This is a genomic window from Bradyrhizobium sp. 6(2017) (assembly GCF_011058295.2).
Lineage (GTDB): Bacteria > Pseudomonadota > Alphaproteobacteria > Rhizobiales > Xanthobacteraceae > Bradyrhizobium > Bradyrhizobium septentrionale.
The window spans coordinates 4,304,763-4,322,772 of the sequence record NZ_CP049289.2 but is presented as its reverse complement, the minus strand read 5'-3'; the positions used below and the strand labels follow the sequence as shown (position 1 = coordinate 4,322,772).

Here is an 18,010-nt window from a genome sequence, read left to right as displayed (position 1 = left end):
CAAAGGCATTTTGCATGAACAGGATCGATCTCAACGGCCGCTGCGCCGTCGTCACCGGCGGCGCGCAAGGCTTTGGCCGCGCCATCACCGAGCGCTTTGTCGGATCGGGCGCCAAGGTCGCGATCTGGGATTTCGACCAGCCGCTGGCCGAGAAGACCGCGCGGGCGATCGGCGAGAACGTCATCGCGATCAAGACCGACGTCACCGACCCCGCCGCGGTCGACGCCGCGCGCGATCAGACGCTGCGGGCGTTCGGCAAGATCGACATCCTCGTCAACAACGCCGGTATCACCGGGGCCAACAAGCCGGTGTGGGAAACCGATCTCGACGACTGGCGCAGGGTGATGCGCATCAATCTCGAGGGTCCCTTCATCTGCTGCAAGGCGATCGTGCCGACCATGATCGGCCAGAAATACGGCCGCATCGTCAACATCGCCTCGATCGCCGGCAAGGAAGGCAATCCGAACGCCGCGCATTATTCGTCGTCGAAGGCCGGGCTGATCGCGCTGACGAAATCGCTCGGCAAGGAGCTCGCCCAGCATGACATCCTGGTCAATGCGGTGACGCCGGCCGCGGCGAAGACCGCGATCTTCGACCAGATGACGCAAGCGCACATCGACTTCATGCTGTCGAAGATTCCGAAAGCCCGCTTCGTGCTGGTCGAGGAGCTCGCCTCGATGGTGGCGTGGCTGGCGTCGGAAGATTGCGCCTTCTCGACCGGCGCAGTGTTCGACATCTCCGGCGGACGCGCGACGTACTAGGCGGCTCCACGCCTGGCCGGCTGCCGAAGCGCCGTGACGAGATGATCGGCGAGCAGTGACGCTGCGCGCGAAAGATTTGGCGCACGATGCAGGCGGATCTCGGCGCGCGGCAGTCGCGGCATGCCGTCGCGCGCGGTCAGGCGGCGCAAGCTCGGCGGAAAGGTGCCCGACTTGACGACGGTCACGGCAAGGCCTTGCGCCGCGATCGCCTCGACCGCTGACAGGCTGTGGCTGACAAAGGCGAGCCGCCACGGGCGGTTGGCTTCGTCCAGCGCCTGCATCGCCCAGCTCCGGAACAGGCAGCCCTGCGGGTAGAGCGCGACCGGCAGCGGATCGAGCTGTTCGACGCGATGCGCGGCGCTCGTTGCCCACACCGCCTGCTCACTGCGCAGCAGCTCGCCCTCGCCGCGCCCCTCGGGGTGCATCGCGATCACGAGGTCATAGGCTTCGCCGAGCCGGTCGGTCATCGACGAGGTCAGCCCGGTCTCCATCTCGACATGGATCAGCGGATAGTTGGCGATGAAGTCCTTGAGCAACGGCGGGACGATCAACGTGCCGTAGTCGTCCATCACGCCCAAGCGCACCCGCCCGTCCGTGCCGCGCTCGCGCACCCGGCCGACCGCCTCCGCGTTGAGGTTCAGAATGCGGCGGGCGTAACCCAGCAGCCCTTCGCCGGCCGCGCTTAGGTCGACATTGGTCGTGCTGCGGTGGAACAGCTCGGCCTGCAACCGCTCCTCCAGCCGCTTCACCTGCATGCTGACGGCCGATTGAGTCCGGTTCAGCGCCGAAGCGGCGCGGGTGAAGGAGCGATGGTCCGCCACCGCGACAAAGGCCTGCAGCAGGTCCGGATCCAGGACAGGAATACTCATAACGATCCGTGATTTGATTGATCAAATCTATTCGATTTCCTGATTATCGCCCCTTCCCTAGATTGCGCAAGCGAAACCGGGGGCGAACGGCATGGGCGAGATCTCTGGGGTGTTGGCGGCGGTGCTGTCGAGTGCGCTCGGCGGCACCTCGATCGGGGCGACGCGGTATCTGGTCGGCGCCATCGATCCGTTGGCCATCGGCTCATTCCGCTTCGGCATCGGCGTCTTGCTGTTGCTGCCGCTGGCGCTGTTGCAGCGTCGGAGCTGGCCGCCGCGGCGTGACTGGCCCGGCGTGGCCGGCCTTGGCCTGTTGTTCTTTGCGGCGTTTCCGATCCTGTTCAACGCTTCGCTGATATCAACCACCGCCGCGCGCGGCGCGCTCGCGCTCTCGACGCTGCCGCTGCTGACGATGCTGGTCGGCGCGGCACTCGGTGCCGAGCCGCTGACCGCACGCAAGACCACAGGCGTGCTGGTCACGATCCTGGGCGTCTCGCTGGCGCTGCTCTCCGGCCTCGCCACGGCGCCCATGGGCGCCTGGCGCGGCGACCTGTTGATGGTCGCCGCCGCGCTGTGCATGGCGCTCTACAGCATCTGGTCGAAACCCTTCATCCGCCGTTCCGGCCCGATCCCCTTCACCACATTCGCCATGGCGGCCGGAGCCGCGGTCCTCATAACGGCCTCGCTCGTGCGCGGCAGCTTTGCGCCGGTTGCCGATTTCGGCGCACCGCAATGGTTCGGCGCGATCTATCTCGGCGCCTTCGGCGCAGCGCTCACCTTCTATCTCTGGGCCTTCGCGCTGGAGCGGACGACGCCGACCCGGGTCGCAATATCCGTCACCGTCAATCCGATCGCGGCCTCGCTGGTCGGCGCCGTCCTGCTCGGCGAACCGCTGAGCTGGAATCTGATGGCCGGCATCGTCACCGTCTTCGCCGGCATCTGGATCGCCACCACCCAGCCGCAACAGGCGCACGTGGCTGAGCCGGCCGTCGCTCCGGACCCGCGCTGACCTGCGGCAACGCCTGCCAGCCAGGTTCCTGGCGAATCCGTGCTAGCCTGACGGTCCGGTCCAAGCGAACCCGAGGCGGCACGCATTTGAATATTTCCCTCTACGACGTCTCCGTCTGGGTGCTGCCGGTCCTCATCGCCATCACCTTCCACGAAGCCGCACACGGCTTCGTCGCGCACCGGCTCGGCGACGACACCGCCTGGCAGCTTGGCCGCGTCAGCTTCAACCCGCTGAAGCACATCGACCCGTTCGGCACGCTGATCCTGCCGGCCATGCTGCTGTTCGCGCATTCGCCGTTCCTGTTCGGCTACGCCAAGCCGGTTCCGGTGAACTTCCGCAAGCTCAACCATCCCAAGCTCGACATGGTGTGGGTGGCGCTGGCCGGCCCGGTGACCAACATCATCCTGGCGACCGCGGCGGCGCTGGCATTCCACGCACTGCCCTTGGTGCCGGCCGATGCCGCAAAATGGACCGCGGACAACCTGAAAAACGCCTTCCTGATCAATATCGTGCTCGCGATCTTCAACATGATGCCGATTCCGCCGCTGGACGGCGGCCGGGTCGCGGTCGGACTGTTGCCGCGGCCGCTGGCGATCCCGCTCTCCAGGCTCGAGCCCTACGGCATGCTGATCCTGATCGGGCTGTTGATCCTGCTGCCGGTGGTCGGCCGGCAGATCGGCCTAAATCTTGATGTTATTTCAACGATACTGCGAACTCTGACCGGCTATGTGATCAATGCCCTTCTCCTCATTACCGGAAACACATAGCCTTGCTTTAGGCATGACCTGATCGGAAAACCGGCGTCCATTTGTCCGGGTCATGCGCGGGAACGGGAACGCTTCGAGGCCATGGTGATCAAAGCTGCCGATATGCTGATTGCACGACGCGCCGACACCCGCGCGCGGGCTGACCTTGCAACCTGGAAGATGATGGCCAAGCTGAACGGCGCCTCCGCATTGCCGCCTGAGGCGCAGAATTTCCTCGCCATCTACAAGAAGCTTGTGGACCAGATGAGCGAAGCCGATGCCGGCGAGGCAACCATCCAACAGATGTATCGCACCTACTATGCGGAGATGGGCGGCGCCGGCAAAGCGCCGGAAGTTCCGGCGCGCTCGCGCGAACCGGTTGCCGACACCGGCAACGTCACCACGTTCCGCCGCCTGCCTGCGAAGAAGGCGAACGCCTCCGACGCGAACGCCAAGCGCCCGATGCCGGTGGCGCTGATCTTCGCCTGTCTTGTCGTGGTCTACGTCGCGATCCGCTACTACTTCAAATAGCGCAGTCCGCGCTTCAACCCTCCCCCGTTTTGATGATCGACGCGCGGACGCCGCGGCATCCCGTCGCGCGTCACCGGCCCCTCATATCGCCGCAGCGTGGAATAACGCGTGCGGCCGATCGCGCCAGTGCCCTAGGCGATGCGCCCGATGCCGGGCATAATGCGGAACTCAAAAAACAAAATCATACTGGAGGGAAGATGAAGCGTTCCATTGCAGCCCTGGTCATGACCACGAGCCTGGTATTCGCAGGCAGCGCGTCGGCGCAGACCATGGACAAGGTTGTCCGGGTCGGCAGCCTCGGCGATCAGTCCGGTCTCTATCAGGATATCGGCGGACCCGGCTCGACGGTGGCGGCGCAGATGGCGATCGAGGATTCCGGGTTGCTCGCCAAGGGCTGGAAGATCGATGTGATCGCTGCCGATCACCAGAACAAGCCCGACGTCGGCGTCAACATCGGCAAGCAGTGGATCGACGTCGAGAAGGTCGACGTGTTCGTCGACCTCGCAAGCTCGGGCGTCGGGCTTGCGATTGCTAACCTCGCCAAGGAGAAGAACGTCGTCAACCTGAACTCCGGCTCGGCATCATCGGACCTGACCGGCGCGCAGTGCTCGCCGAACACGGTGCACTGGGTCTACGACACCTACATGCTGGCCAACGGCACCGGCAAGGCGTTGGTGAAGTCCGGCGGCGACACCTGGTTCTTCCTCACCGCGGACTACGCGTTCGGCCAGGCGCTCGAGCGAGACACCGCGGCGGTCGTCACCGCGAATGGCGGCAAGGTGCTCGGCAGCGTCAAGCATCCGCTCAACAACGCCGACTTCTCGTCCTTCCTGCTGCAGGCGCAGAGCTCGAAGGCCAAGATCGTCGGACTGGCCAATGCCGGCGGCGACACCACCAATGCGATCAAGCAGGCGGCCGAGTTCGGCATCGTCGCCGGCGGCCAGAAGCTGGCCGGCATGCTGATGTTCCTGACCGACGTCAACGCGCTCGGCCTCAACGTCGCGCAAGGCCTGAACTTCACCGAAACGTTCTACTGGGACCTGAACGACCAGACCCGCGCCTTCACCAAGCGCTTCATGGAGCGCTTCAAGAAGAACCCACCGACCATGGTGCAGGCCGGGGTCTATTCGTCGCTGATCCATTATTTCAAGGCGCTGGAGGCGCTCGGCGGCAATCCGCACGACGGCCGCGCCGTGGTCGCCAAGATGAAGGAATTGCCGACCGACGATCCGCTGTTCGGCAAGGGTTCGATCCGCATCGACGGCCGCAAGATCCACCCCGCCTATCTGTTCGAGGTGAAGAAGCCGTCGGAGTCAAAGTATCCGTGGGACTATTACAAGCTGGTCGCCACCATCCCCGCCGATGAAGCCTTTTTGCCGCTCGAGAAGAGCGTCTGCCCATTGGTGAAGAAAAGCTAACCCGCCCTACGCGACTGGGCAGCGTATTCAACGGTGAAATGGATTCCGGGCTCGCGACTTCGTCGCGCCCCGGAATGACGAAGACTTGCGATTATGTCGCGAGTCTTTCCGCTTACTTCTTCGGCTTGTTGAACTTGACGTCGAGGCTGAAGGAGAACTGATCGTCGGTCAGGTCGGCCGGGGGCGCCGGCACCGGATCGGAACGGTGCACCATCGAGACCGCCGCGTCGTCATAGGCGGCGTCACCCGACGATTCCATCACAGCGACCGACAGCACCTTGCCGACGCGGTTGAGCACAAGGGCCACCTTGACCTTGGCATCCTTGATCTTGTTCTCCGGGAATTTCTTGTGCAGGTCGAGATAGGCGCTGATCTTCTTGCCCCACTTGGCGGTCAGCGCGAGCTTGTCCTTGCCGATCCCGGGATTGGGGGCCTTCGTGGTCTCCGACTGGCGCGAAGCGTCTTCCAGCTTGGTCGGCGCCGCCGCCTCCGAAGCCTGCTGAGCCTCCTGCGCGTTGGTCTCGACCTTGGCGACCTTGGCCTCCTCCTCCTTCTGCTTCTTGCTGTTGTCCTCGGTGACGATGCGATCGGGGTCGTCGGCCTCCATCGGCTGGGCCTGCGGCAGGTCGGTATCCTTGACCTCCGCCTTCTGCTGGGTCATCTCCTGCACGGCCTGCTGCTCGTCGGCCGGCGCTCCGGGCGGTGCGGCTTCCTCAGGCACATCCGGGGAGGCAAGCTCGACGGCATATTCCGCGCCGGCAGCGCCAAGGCCTTCGTCGTCGTCGTCGCCGCGCAAATTGGTCAGCGCCAGCGCCGCGCCGCCCAGATGCAGCCCGACCGCCGTCACCGCGGCGATCACCCAGAGCCGCTTGGACGCCCGCAGATCGAGATCGGGGTTGGTGGACATCGTTGTTCGCCGTCAGGGTTTGGCCGGCTCGGCCTGCGGTGCCGCGGGCGCTCCCGGAACGCCCTCGAGCGTGACGAGCTTGACCCGCGTGTAGCCGCCGGCGCGCAGCAACTCCATCACGCCCATCAATTCGCCGTAGGGCACGACACGGTCGGCACGCACGAACACATACTTGTCCCTGCTCATCTCGGGCACCGCATCCAGCGCATTGACCAGGTCGACGCGCTTCACCGAATTCTCCCCGATCGCAAGCGTCAGGTCCGGCTTGATGCTGACATAGGTCGGCTTGTCCGGCTTCTTCTGCGGCGTCGCGCTGGAAGTCGGCAGATCGATCGGCAGGTCGACGGTCGAGAGCGGCGCCGCCACCATGAAGATGATCAGCAGCACCAGCATCACGTCGATGAACGGCGTGACGTTGATCTCGTGGGATTCCGCGAAATCGTCGTCGCCATCGTTCTCGGAGATCGAGACTGCCATCGCCTACTCCGCCGCCGCGGCGCGCGCATGCGTGCCGAGCGGAACGCTGCCATGGGTGCGATCGAGATCGCGCGACAACAGACGTCCGGCCGCGCCCGAGGCGCGGTTGACGAGCTCGAGGTAGACCTTCGTGACGCGCGAGAAATGGTTGTAGATGATGACGGCGGGGATCGCCGCGACGAGGCCGATCGCGGTTGCCAGCAGCGCTTCCGCGATGCCCGGCGCCACCACGGCAAGATTCGTGGTCTGCGACTTCGAGATGCCGATGAAGCTGTTCATGATGCCCCAGACGGTGCCGAACAGACCGACGAAGGGCGACGTCGCGCCGATGGTCGCGAGCAGGCCCATGCCGATGCGGATCTTGCGGGCTTCGGCGCGCACGATCTCGGCAAAGCTCGACGCGGCGCGCTCCTTGATGCCGCTGTCGCTGGAGATCCCCGCCGACAGACGTCCCTCGCGCATCGCAGCCGCAATGAACGACGATAGCACGCTGCCCTTGGCGCCGAGCGCGAACTGCGCTTCCGCCAGCGAGCGCGATTCAGCAATCTTGGCCAGCGCACCGCGCAGCTTGCTCTGCGCCACGGTCAGCTCGACCATCTTGGCGATGAACACCGTCCAGGTGACGAGCGACGCGAAGGCAAGGCCAAGCATCACCGCCTTCACGATGATGTCGGCGTTCAGGAACATATTCCACGGCGACAATTCGCGCAGCCCGGTGCCGGTCGACTTCAGCGACTTGCCATCGCCACCTGCGGGCGCGACCGACGACGCATCGATCGCGGTCGGTACTGAGGCCTGCGCGGCAGGTACCGGGGCGGCCTGGGCCTGCGGTGCCGCTGGGGCCACCGGCGCAGCCTGGGCAGCCACTGGGGATGGGGCCGCCGGCGCCTGCTGGGCCGCAGGCGCTTGTTGGGCCGCGGGCGCCAGTTGGGCCGCGGGCGCTTGGGCCACGGGCAACTGAGACTGGGTCACGGGCGCTGGTTTCGCGGCAGGCGCCGTTTGCTGCTGCGCCGAAGACGGCGCGGCCAGCATCAGCATCGCCAGCGAGGCGATCACGACGGATGCAGCGGGGAACTTGAATGTCATCATCAGTTACACTTCAGCCCAGTGACGGATCAGGTTGTGATAGATGCCGGTCAATTTGACCGTTTCAGGGTCATCGCGCCCCAGCCGCTCCACCAGAGCCTGGATCGCCGTATCGAGATCAAAGATCAGGCTGCGCGTGTGTGCATCCCGTACCATGCTCTGCAGCCAGAAAAAAGACGCAACCCGGGTGCCCCGGGTCACCGGCGTGACCAGATGCAAGCTGGAAGCAGGATAAACTACCAGATCGCCCGCCGGCAGCTTGATTTCATGGGATCCGTAGAGGTCCTCGATCACAAGCTCGCCGCCATCGTAGTCCTCCGGCTCCGATAAAAACAGCGTGACCGAGAGGTCGGTGCGGATCCGCAGGCCCGTCAGCTTGTCGCCGCGCACCGCATTGTCGACATGCAGGCCGAAATGGTGCCCGTCGCTTGCGGCATAGCGGTTGAACAAGGGTGGAAAGATTCTAAGCGGGATCGCCGCCGAGATGAAGCGCGGGCTTGCCGACAGCGCGCTCAGGATCCGGTTGCCAAGCTGCCGCGCGACCTCGCTGTCGGGCGGCAACTGCTCGTTGCGCTTGACCAGCGCGGAAGCGGCACCGGCGGTCGAGCGGCCGTCCTCCCATCCGCTGGCATCCATGATGCGGCGGAAGTCCGCCACATCAGCCTTGCTCAATACGTTGGGAACACAGACCAGCATCTTCCGCCGCGAAGCCTCCGTCAGTAACGCGCAGAAACAACCAGATACGCGGCGCGTCCGGGTGCTTCGAGCACGAACGGTGCAGCGCTCTGGTACAGCGCGTCGTAGTAGCGCTTGTCGAAGATGTTGTTGACGAACAGTTTCATGGTCCAGTTCTTGTCGATCTTCGCCTCGGCGAAGGCGTCGAAGCGCCAGTAGCTCGGGATCGAGGTGCCCTGGTTCGCCGCGAGCAGCGTGCCGCCATACACCTTCGAACGGTACACCGCCTGCCCGCCGAGCTCCCACATGTCGGTGAGTTGGTACTTCGTCAGCATGCTGAACGACTGAGGCGCGACGTTGGCGAGCGGCAATCCGACGTTGCTGGAGTACAGGATCGTGTTGGCCGGCGGCGCCAGCGACTTCGTCACGACCGACTGCATCAGCACCAGTCCGCCGAACACGCTCCATTTGTCGGTGATCTTGCCGCCGACGCCGAGATCGATACCGCGGATACGGTAGGCGGCGCCCGCCGTGATACAGGAGATGTTGCCGGTCGTTCCGGCTGGATAGGTGCATCCAAGCGCTGAAGCCGCGGTTGCGTTGTTGACATTCTGCGCTTCGCGCGCGTTTTCCTTCTCGGTCTGGAACAGCGCCGCCGTCACCAGCAAGTGGCGATCAAACAGCTCCCACTTGGTGCCGACCTCGATGGCCTTGTTCTTTTCCGGCCCGAAGATCTGGGTGTTGCCGCCGGGAAGGTTGGGATTGATGCCGCCATAGGCGGTGCTGGTGCCGTCGAACTCGGCGCCGACAGGGTTGGACGAGGTCGCGTAGGCTGCATAGACGCTGCCGTTCGGGAGCGGCTTCAGGGTGAGGCCGAGGTTGAAGTTCGGCATCCCGAACTCGGCCGACTGCTGGCCGAGGGTACCATTGGTCGCGAATGCGGACGTGTTGATCTTGTAGTCGTCGTAACGGACGCCGCCATTGAGGATGACGAAGTCGTTGTAGTTGGCGGAATCCATCACGTATCCGCTGACGGTGTCGATACCGATCTTGGTCGGTCTTCCCAGGAGCGACGGTATCCCGAACGGCTGATTTGTGAATTGCGGGTTGAAGACGCTGACGCCGGAGAGCGAACCGCTGCCCGTGAACGACGATGTGCCGGTGGTGATTTCGGAGCTCAGGCCGGTGTAGCCGTCGATCGAAGACCGCTCGTTGTCGTATTCGATGCCGGCCGTCGTCGTGTGCTTGAAGCCGAGCCCGTCGACCGACTTGTAGGTCGCCTCGGTCTGGTTGGCGAACACGTCGGTGACCTGGTATCGGCTCTGCGGATTCGCAGTCAGCGTGTACGCGCTGAACGGCGCACCAGCGGCCAGCGTCGGCGATTCAGGCAGCGTGCCGATGTAGTTCTGGGTCGAACGCGATTCCCGGATCTTGTTGCTGATCGTCAGGTCCGGCGTAATCTGGACCTCGGCGTTGATCGTGCCGATGTCCTGCCCGGTCCTGAAGAAGTCGCGATTGACGAAGCCGTAGAAATTGTTGCGGTTGACGCCGAAGTCCGGGAACGGGCCGCCGGCCGTGCTCGCGGTGCTCGGCCGATAATACGGCACGCCAAAATCCGGAATGCCGGTGAGTTCGGTGTGGATGTAGTTGCCGGTGATCTTGACCGCATCGACCGGCTTCCAGTTCACCGCGACGAAGCCGCCATCGCGATTGTCGGTGACGTAGCTGCGGCCGGCGACGCCGGCATCCTGGAACAGACCGCCGGCGCGGATCGCCAGCGTCGGGCTGATCACCTGGTTGACATCGAGCACCACTCGCTTGGTGCGATCGGTGCCGAACGTGGTGTCCATGTTGTAGAAGCTCTTCTCCGTCGTCGCCTGCTTGGTGACGATGTTGATCGCGCCGCCGGTGGTGCCGCGGCCCGCGAAGGACGAGCCCGGGCCGCGCAGGATCTCGACCTGCTCGGTGAAGAAGTTCTCGCGGACGCTGACGCCGGCGTCGCGGACACCGTCGATGAAGATATCGTTGCGTGCGTCGAAGCCGCGGATGAAGAAGCGGTCGCCGAAAGCGTTGCCGCCCTCGCCCGTACCGAGTGTGACACCCGCCGTCGACAGGATAGCCGATTTCAGCGAGGTCGCATTCTTGTCTTCGAGCACGTCCTTGGTCAGCACGGTGACCGACCTCGGCGTGTTCAGGATCGGCTCGGGAAACTTGCCGGATGCCTGCAAGCGGTCGCCCTTGTACGGCGCGGCCGGATCCGCATAGGGGTCACGGTCGGCGGCAAGACCGCCGGCGTTGGGAAACGGCACCGGTGCCTGCTGCGCCTGCTGATTGTTGCGGCGCGCGGCACGGCGCAGCGCATTGCGGGCGCGGACCTGATCCGAGGTCGGCTTTGACGTGACGGGCTTGGGTCGGGCGACCGGCGCATCGACATTCACCGGCGGGAGGTTGGATTGCTGCGCTTCCGCCCCCGAAAACGACGCCACCGCGATCAGACCAGCGACCGCGGAGACCTTCGTCGCGGAATACCCCGTATCATCAGCCGAACCGTTCGCTGCATCGAAGCGCAGCGATCTCGGCGCCTTCACATTGCTCATTTTTTGCGTGCCCCAGATAAATCCAGTTCGTTCGCGAAATGAAGCTGCGACGAACTGTCTTCATCGGTTATCGAGCGTGAGTTTTTTTATCAATGCGATCAGCGCAACAGTTGGCTTGAATCGCCCCAATTCAAAGCGATTCTAATCTGCGCTTTCAAATCGTTCTAAACTCTAGTTTTTAAGCGTTCTAATAACTGTTCTAAAGTGACACCAAGCGTCGCCGGCCACCGCCTTGCAAGGCGCTGATCTATACGTCGTCCCGATCACTCGGCGCTCGGTGGCTTCATCAGCGAAAACAGTTCGTCGATGGTCCGCTGCGCGACCTGCCGCACGCTGTCGCTGTTCTCCAGGCCCGTGATATTGACGCCGTTGACGACAGCTTTGATCTCGTCGCGGAAATCCGTGAGGAAGCGCAGCGGGTCGCGCTGCTCGTTGGCGACGCGCGCGATCAGTCCGATGACCAGGATCTGGCATGCCATCATGCGCCCGTTCAACTCATCCATCGCTGCCCTCATCCTCTCGCATCGTCGCTGCGCGATATGAACGACATCGCGCGGCGTTTCAACCACGTCGCGCAAGCTGCAGCAGGTGAACGGACAAGAAAGCAGATCTGCGCGCGACGAGATGCGCGCTATTTCGCGGCGATGTGCTCCGCCTCCTCGCCGAGCGCCTTGATGCGATCCTTGACCTCGCGAAGCGTGTTGAGGCCGCTTTCGACATGCTTGTCGGATACGTCGCGCAGCACGTCGCCGGCGATGGCATCGCGCAGACTGTCGAGATCATCGACGAGGCGGCGCCCGGTCCTGGTCAGGAACAGGCGATTGGCGCGGCGATCCCTCGGGTCAGGCCGGCGTTCGAGCAGGCCATGCTCGACCAGGCGATCAAGCAGCCGCACCAGCGAGATCGGCTGCAGTTCGAGCACGTCGGCGAGATCGACCTGGGACAGTCCCTCCTGCTCGCGCAGGCGGAACAGCACAATCCATTGTGCACGCGTGGTGCCTCGCGCCTTGGCGCGATGATCGATATAATTGCGCAGCAGCCTGGAACTCTCCACGAGTTGCGCAATGAACTGGCGTTTGAGATCGAGCGACATAGGGGTCCTCGGTGCATTTCCCAGACGGAATGTTTCTGATCGTTTCTGACCTAAACCTTTCCAAATGTTTAGGATTCTCAAGCCTTGGTGTGTTTACACATTAAGTGCACGCATATTATATCCGCAAGCTCTGTGAACCGTTTCGATCACCCTTTATTGTTACGTCGAGCCCAAGAGTCCGCATGTCAAAGTCACGCACCATCGGTTGGGTTTTAGTGATCGCAGCGGTCGGCGCGGCCGGTTATTTCGGCTGGCAGAAATACATCGACAACCAGCAGGCGATCGCGGCTGCGCAGAAGCGGGCTGCCCAGCGCCCGGCCGTTCCGGTCAAGATCTCGCCGGTCGAGAAGGCTGACTTCCCGGTCTATCTCACCGGGCTCGGCACCGTGCAGGCCTTCAACACCGTCCAGGTCCGCACCCGGGTCGACGGCCAGATCACCAGGATCGCCTTCAAGGAAGGCCAATTCGTCAAGGCCGGCGACACAGTGGTCGAGATCGATCCGCGGCCCTATCAGGCGACGCTCGACCAGGCCAAGGCCAAGAAGGCCCAGGACGAGGCCAATATCGCCAACGCCAATCTCGACCTGCAGCGCTACACCAAGCTCGGCGAGTTCGCGACGCGCCAGCAGCTCGACACCCAGCGCTCCACCGTGGCCCAGCTCACGGCCCAGATCGCCGCCGACGAGGCCGCCATCTTCAACGCCCAGACCCAGGTCGACTACACCACCGTGAAGTCGCCGATCGACGGCATCGTCGGCCTGCGACTGGTCGATATCGGCAACATCGTCAACGCCTCGGCCCAGACCGGCATCGTGACGATCACGCAGATCGAGCCGATCACGGTGATCTTCACTGCACCGGAAGACCAGCTGCCCGACATCAAGGCGGCGCTGGCCGTGGCACCGCCCAAGACCATTGCTCTGACCACCGACGGCAAGCGGGTGCTGTCCACCGGAACCCTGGCGCTGATCAACAACCAGGTCGACACGTCAAGCGGGACTGTCCGGCTGAAGGCGGTGTTTGATAACAAGGACCATGCGCTGTGGCCGGGCCAGTCGGTCTCGACCCGGCTCTTGGTCAGGACCTTGAAGGATGCCACCGTCGTCCCGGATGACGCGGTGCAGCATGGCACCGAAGGCCTCTACGCGTATTCAGTCAATCAGGAGAACAAGGCCGAGCTTCGCAAGATAAAGGTCAGCCAGTCGATCGACGGCAAGTCGGTGATCGAGGAAGGCCTGTCGCCGGGACAGCAGGTGATCACCGCGGGCCAGTACAAGGTCTCGCCGGGGACCCTGGTGACGACGGCGGTGGCGAGCTCGGATCAATCCCAGTCGAAGGTCACGCAGGAATGAGCGCCGGAATTTCCGCACCATTCATTCGCTTCCCCATCGGCACCTCGCTGCTGATGGCGGGCATCCTGTTCATAGGTCTCGTCGCCTATCCGCTGTTGCCGGTGGCGCCGCTGCCGCAGGTCGACTTCCCGACCATCCAGATCACCGCGACGCTGCCGGGCGGAAGCCCGGAGACGATGGCGACTTCGGTCGCCCAGCCGCTTGAACGCCAGTTCGCGCAGATCCCGGGCATCGCCCAGATGACCTCGACGAGCTATCTGGGCACCGCGGCGGTCACCATCCAGTTCGATCTCAACCGCTCCATCGACGGCGCCGCCAACGACGTGCAGGCCGCCATCAACGCCGCCAGTGGCCAGCTGCCGAAGACCCTCCCCTCGCCGCCGACCTACCGCAAGGTCAACCCGGCCGACTCGCCGATCATGCTGCTGTCGGCGACGTCGGACACGCTGCCGCTGACCACGGTCAGCGACAGCGTCGATGCGCAACTTGCCCAGCAGATCAGCCAGATTTCCGGCGTCGCGCAGGTCATCATCGGCGGTCAGCAGAAGCCGTCGGTTCGCGTCCAGATCGACCCGGCCAAGCTGGTCGCCAAAGGCCTGTCGCTGGAAGACGTCCGCGCCGCGATCAACATCGCCACCGTCGACAGCCCGAAGGGCAATATCGACGGCGCCACCCGCGCCTACACCATCTATGCCAACGACCAGTTGCTCACGGCCGATCCGTGGAACGACGTCATCATCGCCTACCGCAATGGCGGGCCGCTGCGCATCCGCGACATCGGCCAGGCCGTCACCGGGCCGGAAGACGCCAAGCAGGCCGCCTGGGCCAACGGCAAGCGCGGCGTGTTCCTCGTCGTTTTCAAGCAGCCCGGCGCCAACGTCATCGACACCGTCGACAAGATCAAGGCAGCGCTGCCCCGGCTGGTCGCGGCGATCCCGCCGGCGATCAAGATCGATGTCATCTCGGACCGCACCACCACGATCCGCGCCGCGGTGGAGGACGTCCAGTTCACCCTGCTCCTGACCATCTTCCTGGTCGTGATGGTGATCTTCGTCTTCCTGCGCAGTTTCTGGGCCACCGTGATCCCGACCGTCACGGTGCCGCTGGCGCTGCTCGGCGCCTGCGCGCTGATGTGGGTGTTCGGCTACACGCTCGACAATCTGTCGCTGATGGCGCTGACGATCGCGGTCGGCTTCGTGGTCGACGACGCCATCGTGATGCTGGAGAACATCAGCCGCTACATCGAAGAGGGCGAGAAGCCGATGGCGGCCGCCTTCAAGGGCTCGCAGGAAATCGGCTTCACCATCGTTTCGATCAGCATCTCGCTGGTCGCGGTGCTGATCCCTCTCTTGCTGATGGGCGGCATCATCGGCCGCCTGTTCCGCGAATTCGCTGTCGTGCTGGCGATGACGATCTTCGTCTCGATGTTCGTGTCGCTGACGCTGACCCCGATGATGGCCTCGCGGTTCCTGCGCGCCCATAATGAGGAGCGGCACGGCCGCTTCTACCAGCTCAGCGAGCGCGGCTTCGATGCGATGCTGCGCGGCTATCAGAGCGGGCTCGACCTCGCGCTGCGCTGGAAGTTCACGACGCTGATGATCTTCTTCGGGACGCTGGCGCTGTCGGTCTACCTGTTCGTCGTCATTCCGAAGGGCTTCTTCCCGCAGCAGGACGTCGGCCTGATCACGGCGACGTCGGAAGCCAACCAGGACATCTCCTTCGCCGAGATGAAGCGGAGACAGGAAGAGCTCGGCAAGATCGTGATGACTGATCCGGCCGTCGCGACGGTGGCGATGGCGATCGGCGGCAGCGGCCGTGCCGGCAACAACGGCGCAATGTACATCACGCTCAAGCCGCTCAGGGATCGCGACGCCAACGCGCAGCAGGTGATCGCCCGGCTGCGGCCGAAGCTGGAGAAGATCGAGGGAGCCCGGCTGTTCATGCAGGCGGCGCAGGACGTCCGCCTCGGCGGCCGCCCGACCCGCACCCAGTTCGAGTTCACGCTGCAGGATGCCGATCTCAGCGAACTGAACCAGTGGGCGCCGAAAATCCTCAGCAAGATGCAGACGCTGCCGCAGCTGCGCGACGTCGCCACCGACCAGCAGACCAACGGCACCACGGTCGAGCTGAAGATCAACCGCGACACCGCCTCGCGCTACGGCATCCAGCCGCAGCTGATCGACGACACGCTCTATGACGCGTTCGGCCAGCGCCAGGTGACGCAGTACTTCACCCAGCTCAACAGCTACCACGTGATCCTCGAGGTGCTGCCCGAACTGCAGGGCGCGATCGACACGCTGAACAACATCTACATCAAGTCGCCGCTGACCGGCGAGCAGGTGCCGATCTCGACCATTGCGAAGTGGACCAGCGTGCCGGTGCGGCCGCTGTCGATCAGCCACCAGGGCCAGTTCCCGGCGATCACCATCTCCTTCAACCTGGCGCAGGGTGTCGCACTCGGCCAAGCGACGGAAGCGGTGCAGAAGGCGATGGTCGACCTCGGCGCGCCGGCGACCCTGAGCTCGAGCTTCCAGGGCACGGCGCAGGCGTTCCAGCAATCACTGTCGACCGTGCCGCTGTTGATCCTGGCCGCGCTCGTCGTCGTCTACCTGATCCTCGGCATTCTCTACGAAAGCTACATCCACCCGATCACCATTCTGTCGACGCTGCCTTCGGCCGGCGTCGGCGCGCTGGCGATCCTGATGGCGGCCGGTTTCGACTTCTCGCTGATCGCGCTGATCGGCATCATCCTGCTGATCGGCATCGTGAAGAAGAACGGCATCATGATGGTCGACTTCGCGATCGCCGCCGAACGCGACCAGCATATGGAGCCGGAGGCTGCGATCCGTCAGGCCGCCCTGCTCCGCTTCCGCCCGATCATGATGACGACGATGGCGGCATTGCTCGGCGGCGTGCCGCTGATGCTCGGCACCGGCACCGGCTCGGAAATCCGCCAGCCGCTCGGCTATGCCATGGTCGGCGGCCTGATCGTCAGCCAGGCGCTGACGCTGTTCACGACGCCCGTCGTCTATCTCTATCTCGACAAGCTCTCCAACGCGTTCGCGAATTGGGGCCGCTCGCCGCGCGCCGATCACGACGCCGACGACGGCGAGGACGGATCGGTCAAGCAGGCCGCCGAGTGACTTGACTTTGCCTTCATACCGGCACATCCGAAAGATGTTCGTTTCGGAGCAGGTACCGTGCAGATTGTCGCAAAGTCGCTTGTCGTCCTGTTGACCGCGTTCGGCATGGCCGGCCTTGGCCACGCCCAGACGCCCAAGGCCAAGAATGCCGCCGCGCCGGCTCCGGCCGCCGCTCCCGCAGCTCCGCAAGGCGACGCCGCAGCCCCCAACAACACCGGCTGGGTCGCGCGCTGTACCAGCGCAAGCCGCGACGCCCCGCTCGAATGCGCGATGGAGCAGACCGCGGTGCTCACCAAGACCGGCCAGCTCATCGTGCTGGTCAACATCCGCGTTCCCGGCGACACCCGCACGCCGGTCGCGCTGATCCAGCTTCCGCTCGGGCTGAACCTGCCCATCGGCGCCAAGCTGCAGGTCGACGACGGCAAGGCCGTCGACGTGCCGATCCAGACCTGCGAGGCGCGTGGCTGCTACATCAATGCGCCGATCGCGGCCGACGTCCTGAGCCAGCTGAAATCGGGCAAGCAGCTCAAGGTGTCGTTCCAGAATCTCGCCAAGGAAACCATCTCTATCCCGATGCCGCTCGCCGACTTCGCGACGGTGTACGACAAGATCAAGTAGGTCAGCGCAGGCAGCCGCCCGCGCTATCGCTCCCGCTTGTAGAGGAACGCGTTGTCCGGCTGCGGCATGCCGATCGACTTGTAGAACCCGATCGAGTCGGGCGCCGACAGCAACAGGCACATCGATTCAGGTCCGGCGTGGCGCCGCGTTTCCGCGATCAGCCGCTTGCCGATGCCGTGCCCCTGGTGCCGACGATCGACCGCAAGATCGGCCAGGTAGCAGCAATAGGCGAAATCCGTCAGCGCGCGCGAGACGCCGATCAGCGTGTGCTCCTGCCGCGCCGTCACGATCAGATTTGCATTGGCGATCATGCGCTCCATCCGGTCGGTATCCGCGAGCGGACGCCGCTCGCCGAGGCTCGACTGGCGCAGCACCTCGATGAACTCGTCGATGCCGATCGACGCTTCGCGGGCATAGAGAATTTCGTCCATCACCTTAACCTCTGTCGCAACATCCGAGCGGCCGGAGCCGCGCGCGCGACCATGGTGGATTACGCCGGGCTAATCCACCCTCGATGCCGTGAGGGCACGCTGGGTGACGACCGGTCCTCCATCAGGAGCAGGCTGTGCCGCGCAGTCGCGTCGGGATTTTGAGGGTTGCTCGCGCCATTAAGGCAGATTGGCTGGGGAACCTGGATTCGAACCAAGACAAACAGAGTCAGAGTCTGTTGTGCTACCGTTACACCATTCCCCAAGAATTGTCCGTGGTATCAACAGCTTAGCTGGATGACT

Annotated in this window: 17 protein-coding genes and 1 tRNA gene; 8 read left to right on the top strand and 10 right to left on the bottom strand. The window is 64.2% G+C overall.

What is annotated here, in order from left to right; genetic code table 11:
• Nucleotides 1–14: 14 nt before the first annotated feature.
• Complete coding sequence (locus G6P99_RS20005) at nt 15–761, top strand: SDR family NAD(P)-dependent oxidoreductase (protein WP_029078629.1); 747 nt, start codon at nt 15–17, stop codon at nt 759–761.
• Here the strand turns inward: G6P99_RS20005 and G6P99_RS20000 are convergent.
• The gene (locus tag G6P99_RS20000) at nt 758–1,630 is read right to left on the bottom strand and encodes a LysR substrate-binding domain-containing protein (RefSeq protein WP_029078628.1); all 873 of its coding nucleotides are present in this window, start codon (nt 1,628–1,630) and stop codon (nt 758–760) included. The two genes, G6P99_RS20005 and G6P99_RS20000, sit on opposite strands and share 4 nt — an antisense overlap.
• 91 nt (nt 1,631–1,721) lie before the next feature.
• On the opposite strand from G6P99_RS20000, the gene G6P99_RS19995 reads away from it, so the two are divergent.
• From G6P99_RS19995 to G6P99_RS19980, 4 genes are all read left to right on the top strand, one after another.
• A complete protein-coding gene (locus G6P99_RS19995; RefSeq protein ID WP_029078627.1) occupies nt 1,722–2,636 on the top strand; it encodes a DMT family transporter in 915 nt (304 codons plus the stop codon).
• Nucleotides 2,637–2,722: 86 nt separating this feature from the next.
• Nucleotides 2,723–3,403, top strand: coding sequence for a site-2 protease family protein (locus tag G6P99_RS19990; protein WP_029078626.1), 681 nt, complete (start codon nt 2,723–2,725; stop codon nt 3,401–3,403).
• Nucleotides 3,404–3,484: 81 nt separating this feature from the next.
• Nucleotides 3,485–3,913, top strand: coding sequence for a hypothetical protein (locus G6P99_RS19985; protein WP_084518293.1), 429 nt, complete (start codon nt 3,485–3,487; stop codon nt 3,911–3,913).
• 197 nt (nt 3,914–4,110) lie between these two features.
• Nucleotides 4,111–5,331, top strand: a complete 1,221-nt coding sequence (locus G6P99_RS19980) for an ABC transporter substrate-binding protein (RefSeq protein ID WP_029078624.1) — start codon at nt 4,111–4,113, stop codon at nt 5,329–5,331.
• A gap of 112 nt (nt 5,332–5,443) precedes the next feature.
• Here G6P99_RS19980 and G6P99_RS19975 read toward each other — a convergent pair whose 3' ends face one another.
• The 7 genes from G6P99_RS19975 to G6P99_RS19945 form a co-directional block, all read right to left on the bottom strand.
• Entirely contained in the window at nt 5,444–6,238 is a 795-nt protein-coding gene (locus G6P99_RS19975; protein WP_165123218.1) for a TonB family protein, read from the bottom strand.
• Nucleotides 6,239–6,250: 12 nt separating this feature from the next.
• Nucleotides 6,251–6,715, bottom strand: a complete 465-nt coding sequence (exbD, locus tag G6P99_RS19970) for a TonB system transport protein ExbD (protein ID WP_029078622.1) — start codon at nt 6,713–6,715, stop codon at nt 6,251–6,253.
• Between the two features lie 3 nt (nt 6,716–6,718).
• Nucleotides 6,719–7,804: a tonB-system energizer ExbB gene (gene exbB, locus G6P99_RS19965; RefSeq protein WP_029078621.1), complete on the bottom strand. Its 1,086-nt coding sequence runs from the start codon at nt 7,802–7,804 to the stop codon at nt 6,719–6,721.
• A 3-nt stretch (nt 7,805–7,807) separates the two neighbouring features.
• Nucleotides 7,808–8,497: a Fe2+-dependent dioxygenase gene (locus G6P99_RS19960; RefSeq protein WP_029078620.1), complete on the bottom strand. Its 690-nt coding sequence runs from the start codon at nt 8,495–8,497 to the stop codon at nt 7,808–7,810.
• Nucleotides 8,498–8,517: 20 nt separating this feature from the next.
• A complete protein-coding gene (locus G6P99_RS19955) occupies nt 8,518–11,073 on the bottom strand; it encodes a TonB-dependent receptor (RefSeq protein WP_165123216.1) in 2,556 nt (851 codons plus the stop codon).
• Between the two features lie 263 nt (nt 11,074–11,336).
• Nucleotides 11,337–11,576 carry a hypothetical protein gene (locus G6P99_RS19950; RefSeq protein ID WP_029078618.1) on the bottom strand — a complete coding sequence of 80 codons (240 nt, stop codon included), beginning with the start codon at nt 11,574–11,576 and terminating at the stop codon, nt 11,337–11,339.
• A gap of 128 nt (nt 11,577–11,704) precedes the next feature.
• Nucleotides 11,705–12,166, bottom strand: a complete 462-nt coding sequence (locus tag G6P99_RS19945) for a MarR family winged helix-turn-helix transcriptional regulator (protein ID WP_029078617.1) — start codon at nt 12,164–12,166, stop codon at nt 11,705–11,707.
• A 182-nt stretch (nt 12,167–12,348) separates the two neighbouring features.
• Between G6P99_RS19945 and G6P99_RS19940 the strand changes: the two genes are divergently transcribed.
• From G6P99_RS19940 to G6P99_RS19930, 3 genes are all read left to right on the top strand, one after another.
• Nucleotides 12,349–13,518 (top strand): efflux RND transporter periplasmic adaptor subunit, encoded by a 1,170-nt coding sequence (locus G6P99_RS19940; RefSeq protein ID WP_165123214.1) that lies wholly within the window; start codon nt 12,349–12,351, stop codon nt 13,516–13,518.
• Nucleotides 13,515–16,661 (top strand): multidrug efflux RND transporter permease subunit, encoded by a 3,147-nt coding sequence (locus G6P99_RS19935; RefSeq protein ID WP_029078615.1) that lies wholly within the window; start codon nt 13,515–13,517, stop codon nt 16,659–16,661. Before G6P99_RS19940 ends, G6P99_RS19935 begins: the two co-directional genes overlap by 4 nt.
• Before the next feature lie 105 nt (nt 16,662–16,766).
• A complete protein-coding gene (locus G6P99_RS19930) occupies nt 16,767–17,279 on the top strand; it encodes an invasion associated locus B family protein (RefSeq protein WP_165128927.1) in 513 nt (170 codons plus the stop codon).
• A 23-nt stretch (nt 17,280–17,302) separates the two neighbouring features.
• Here G6P99_RS19930 and G6P99_RS19925 read toward each other — a convergent pair whose 3' ends face one another.
• Nucleotides 17,303–17,710: a GNAT family N-acetyltransferase gene (locus tag G6P99_RS19925; RefSeq protein WP_029078613.1), complete on the bottom strand. Its 408-nt coding sequence runs from the start codon at nt 17,708–17,710 to the stop codon at nt 17,303–17,305.
• Nucleotides 17,711–17,898: 188 nt separating this feature from the next.
• Nucleotides 17,899–17,972: transfer RNA gene (locus G6P99_RS19920), tRNA-Gln, on the bottom strand.
• Between the last annotated feature and the right edge of the window lie 38 nt (nt 17,973–18,010).

Excerpts from the sequence above, each read along its gene's own strand:
- G6P99_RS20005 (WP_029078629.1), top strand. The coding sequence starts at position 15 with ATGAACAGGATCGATCTCAACGGCCGCTGCGCCGTCGTCACCGGCGGC.
- G6P99_RS20000 (WP_029078628.1), bottom strand. The coding sequence starts at position 1,630 with ATGAGTATTCCTGTCCTGGATCCGGACCTGCTGCAGGCCTTTGTCGCG.
- G6P99_RS19995 (WP_029078627.1), top strand. The coding sequence starts at position 1,722 with ATGGGCGAGATCTCTGGGGTGTTGGCGGCGGTGCTGTCGAGTGCGCTC.
- G6P99_RS19985 (WP_084518293.1), top strand. The coding sequence starts at position 3,485 with ATGGTGATCAAAGCTGCCGATATGCTGATTGCACGACGCGCCGACACC.
- G6P99_RS19980 (WP_029078624.1), top strand. The coding sequence starts at position 4,111 with ATGAAGCGTTCCATTGCAGCCCTGGTCATGACCACGAGCCTGGTATTC.
- G6P99_RS19975 (WP_165123218.1), bottom strand. The coding sequence starts at position 6,238 with ATGTCCACCAACCCCGATCTCGATCTGCGGGCGTCCAAGCGGCTCTGG.
- exbD (WP_029078622.1), bottom strand. The coding sequence starts at position 6,715 with ATGGCAGTCTCGATCTCCGAGAACGATGGCGACGACGATTTCGCGGAA.
- exbB (WP_029078621.1), bottom strand. The coding sequence starts at position 7,804 with ATGATGACATTCAAGTTCCCCGCTGCATCCGTCGTGATCGCCTCGCTG.
- G6P99_RS19960 (WP_029078620.1), bottom strand. The coding sequence starts at position 8,497 with ATGCTGGTCTGTGTTCCCAACGTATTGAGCAAGGCTGATGTGGCGGAC.
- G6P99_RS19955 (WP_165123216.1), bottom strand. The coding sequence starts at position 11,073 with ATGAGCAATGTGAAGGCGCCGAGATCGCTGCGCTTCGATGCAGCGAAC.
- G6P99_RS19950 (WP_029078618.1), bottom strand. The coding sequence starts at position 11,576 with ATGGATGAGTTGAACGGGCGCATGATGGCATGCCAGATCCTGGTCATC.
- G6P99_RS19945 (WP_029078617.1), bottom strand. The coding sequence starts at position 12,166 with ATGTCGCTCGATCTCAAACGCCAGTTCATTGCGCAACTCGTGGAGAGT.
- G6P99_RS19940 (WP_165123214.1), top strand. The coding sequence starts at position 12,349 with ATGTCAAAGTCACGCACCATCGGTTGGGTTTTAGTGATCGCAGCGGTC.
- G6P99_RS19935 (WP_029078615.1), top strand. The coding sequence starts at position 13,515 with ATGAGCGCCGGAATTTCCGCACCATTCATTCGCTTCCCCATCGGCACC.
- G6P99_RS19930 (WP_165128927.1), top strand. The coding sequence starts at position 16,767 with ATGGCCGGCCTTGGCCACGCCCAGACGCCCAAGGCCAAGAATGCCGCC.
- G6P99_RS19925 (WP_029078613.1), bottom strand. The coding sequence starts at position 17,710 with ATGGACGAAATTCTCTATGCCCGCGAAGCGTCGATCGGCATCGACGAG.